The following is a 2,702-nucleotide window of genomic DNA, read 5'->3' on the forward strand; positions in this document are numbered from 1 at the left end:
CCATCAGGCCATTGATGCGGCGTGGAATTCCAGCTCGACGGGCAGGTCGGTTCTGCGCTTGACTTTCAACTTCCTGAATATTTTGGTGAGATGCTGCTCCACCGTGCTGACGGTGATGTGCAGCTTTCCGGATATCTCGCGGTTGGTGTAGCCGAGCGAGGCCAGCGCGGCGACCTTGCGCTCGGAGAGCGTGAGCATGTCGGCCGCCTGCCGTGCCGTGGCGCCGGGCTGCTTCCAGGTGTCGCCCTCGTCGGGCACGAGCATCAGCGGCTGCTCGTGGCTCGGGGCGCTCTGCTCCTGCATCCGCTGGACCCGGCACTCCTTGGCGAGGCGCCCAGCCCTGCGCGAGATCATCCGTGCCTTGCCGCACTCGCCGAGGACCTGATGCACCCTGCTGAGGTCGTACAGCGCCTGGGTGAGCGTCAGCCGGTCCCCGCTGACCTGGAGTACCTCGACGGACTCCTTCAGGAGCCGCAGCCGCGCCCGGTGGCCGGTAGTCGCGGCAAGCACCCGCAGCGAGGCGCCGTGGGTACGCGACTTGGGCGAGCCGGAGAGGGACATCTGCTCCTGGGCGAGCTGTTGGGCCCACTCGTAGTCGCCGAGCCTGAGGTGGACCTCGGCGGAGTCGCTGCGCCACGGGACGAGCGCTGGGGCGTCGAGGCCCCAGGCCGTCATCAACTCTCCGCAGTAGCGGAAGTCGGCGAGCGCGGCCTGCAGCCGGTCGGTGGCCAGGTAGTAGCGGCCTCTGGCCCGCTGGTAGGACAGCCCGTACCGGGTATGGAACATGGTCGAAGGAACCGGTTCCTTCAGGTATTTGCGGGCGCTCTCGAAGTCCCCCATGGCGGTGGCCGTGTAGAGGAGGGCTCCCAGCGGCAGACCGATCGCGACTCCCCAGCCGTCGGGGCCGATCAGGTCCAGGGCGCGGGCCGCGTGTCTCTCGGCGTCGACCAGCTCGCCGTTGCGGATGGCTATCTCGGCGCGGCAGCCGGAGAAGACCGCATGCCACCAGGTGACGCCGCGGGCCTCCGCCTCGGCGAGCAGCATGTCGCACCAGCGCGCCGCCATGGGCAGCCGCTCGCCGTAGACGAGCGTCTGTATGGCCGAGGTGATGGCTTCCAGGGAGTCGTCGGTGAGGGGGGTGCCCTGCAGTATCTGCTCGGCCACGCGGGTGCACCGCCCGTCATCGTCGCCCTGGCTGAGGACCGCGCTGAGCACGGCGGCGGCCTGGTCCTGCTGGGCCGGCGGCGCGGCGGCGCTGTCGGCCTGCGGCGCGGGGGCGCCGTCGGTGCCGGCGGGCAGGAACTGCGGGTAGGAGTGGCTGAGCCAGTCTCTGGTGCTGCTCAGGAGACAGCCGAGGGGTTCGTTCACCGTCGGGCGGAGCCGCACCAGTTGGTCCAGGGTCTCGGTGGCCTCCTCGGTCCGCCCGTGCCACATGCCGTAGCGCACGAGCACGGCCGTCTGGTCGGCGTCGAGGTGTCCGTCCCGCTGCTCCTGGAAGAGGGCCGTCAGGTGGCGGGCCGCCGCTCCTGGGTCCTTGCGCCACTCGGCGCGGATCAACAGCATCCTCAACTGGGCGCGCTCGCGTGCCTCGGTGCAGACGGAGAGCGCGAACTCCACGTACTTGATGGCAGCCGCGTCGTCGTCGACGGCCAGCGCCTCCTCGGCCGCCCGCCGCAGCTCGCCGATGGCCCAGTCGGCCCGCACGCTCTTGGCCGCCACGAGGTGCTCGGCGACCTTGATGGCGTCTCCCGCGCCCTGGCGCAGCAACTGCGCGGCGCCCGTGTGCAGTCGGGCCAGCTCGGTTCCTGACAGATCCTCGTACACTGCGGCGCGGCCGAGCGGGTTCCGGAAGCAGTCGCCGTCCAGCAGCCCCAGGGCGTGCAGGCCGTGCAGCAGTCGGGTGACCACATCGGGGTCACGACCGATCAGTTTCGCGACCCGGTCCGACGATGCCGCAGTGTCGAGGACGGCGAGCGCCCTGGCCACGGCGAGCGCGTCCGGGCCGCTGCGCTGCAGGCAGGTGAGCACGGCCTGGCGGAAGCTTTCGCCGGCCACGCGGGAGTCGCGCTCGAAGGTCACCACCGCGTCGCCGTGGTCCTCGATGAGGGCGCGAACAAGCAGTTGATTGCCGCCTGTTGCCTCGTGGACCTCGAGGGCGAGGCTGCGCGCCGCCTCTCGTCCGAGGTACTGCGTGACCATCTCGGAGACCCCGGTGACGGACAGGGGGGTGAGGCGGATTCTGCGGAAGTGCGTCTGCCGGACGAGTTCGATCCGGTACGAGGGGTGCATCGACCAGTCGTACGCCGACTCCGCGAGAATGATCATGGTACAGGTCGAGCGACTGCGATTGGTCAGGCGCAACAAGCAGTCCATCGAGGGCTCGTCGGTGTGGTGCACGTCGTCGACGATGACGACCAGCGGCGCCGTCCCGGACACTTCCAGCAGTGCGGCGGTGGCTCGGCGGACGGTTTCCAGTTCGTGCTCGGGACTGATCAGCTCCTCGATGCGTTCGGTGGAAATGGGCGTGCACTCAAGCAGTTGACTCAGAACACCGAAGGGAATTTCACGGTCGGCGGCCGTCGCGGTGGCCGACAGGAAAATGGCTTCGCCGGAGTTGTTCCGGTCGGCAAAGGTTCGGAGGAGTTCCGTCTTTCCGTTCGCAACGGCTCCGCTGACCAACACCACCCTGCCCCGCCCGGTGA

The 2,702-nt window shown here is 69.4% G+C and carries 1 protein-coding gene and 1 pseudogene; both read right to left on the reverse strand.

The window, feature by feature from the left end:
* Positions 1-3 precede the first annotated feature (3 nt).
* Positions 4-2,325, reverse strand: a complete 2,322-nt coding sequence (locus tag ABEA26_RS35670; protein ID WP_345598185.1) for a LuxR C-terminal-related transcriptional regulator — start codon at positions 2,323-2,325, stop codon at positions 4-6.
* A gap of 69 nt (positions 2,326-2,394) precedes the next feature.
* Positions 2,395-2,685: pseudogene (locus ABEA26_RS36525) on the reverse strand (hypothetical protein); the annotation flags it as partial.
* Positions 2,686-2,702 lie beyond the last annotated feature (17 nt).

Origin of the sequence: Streptomyces marokkonensis, from assembly GCF_039539045.1 — a bacterium.
Lineage (GTDB): Bacteria > Actinomycetota > Actinomycetes > Streptomycetales > Streptomycetaceae > Streptomyces > Streptomyces marokkonensis.

Coding starts and splice junctions, on each gene's coding strand:
- ABEA26_RS35670 (WP_345598185.1), bottom strand. CDS start 2,325: ATGATCATTCTCGCGGAGTCGGCGTACGACTGGTCGATGCACCCCTCG.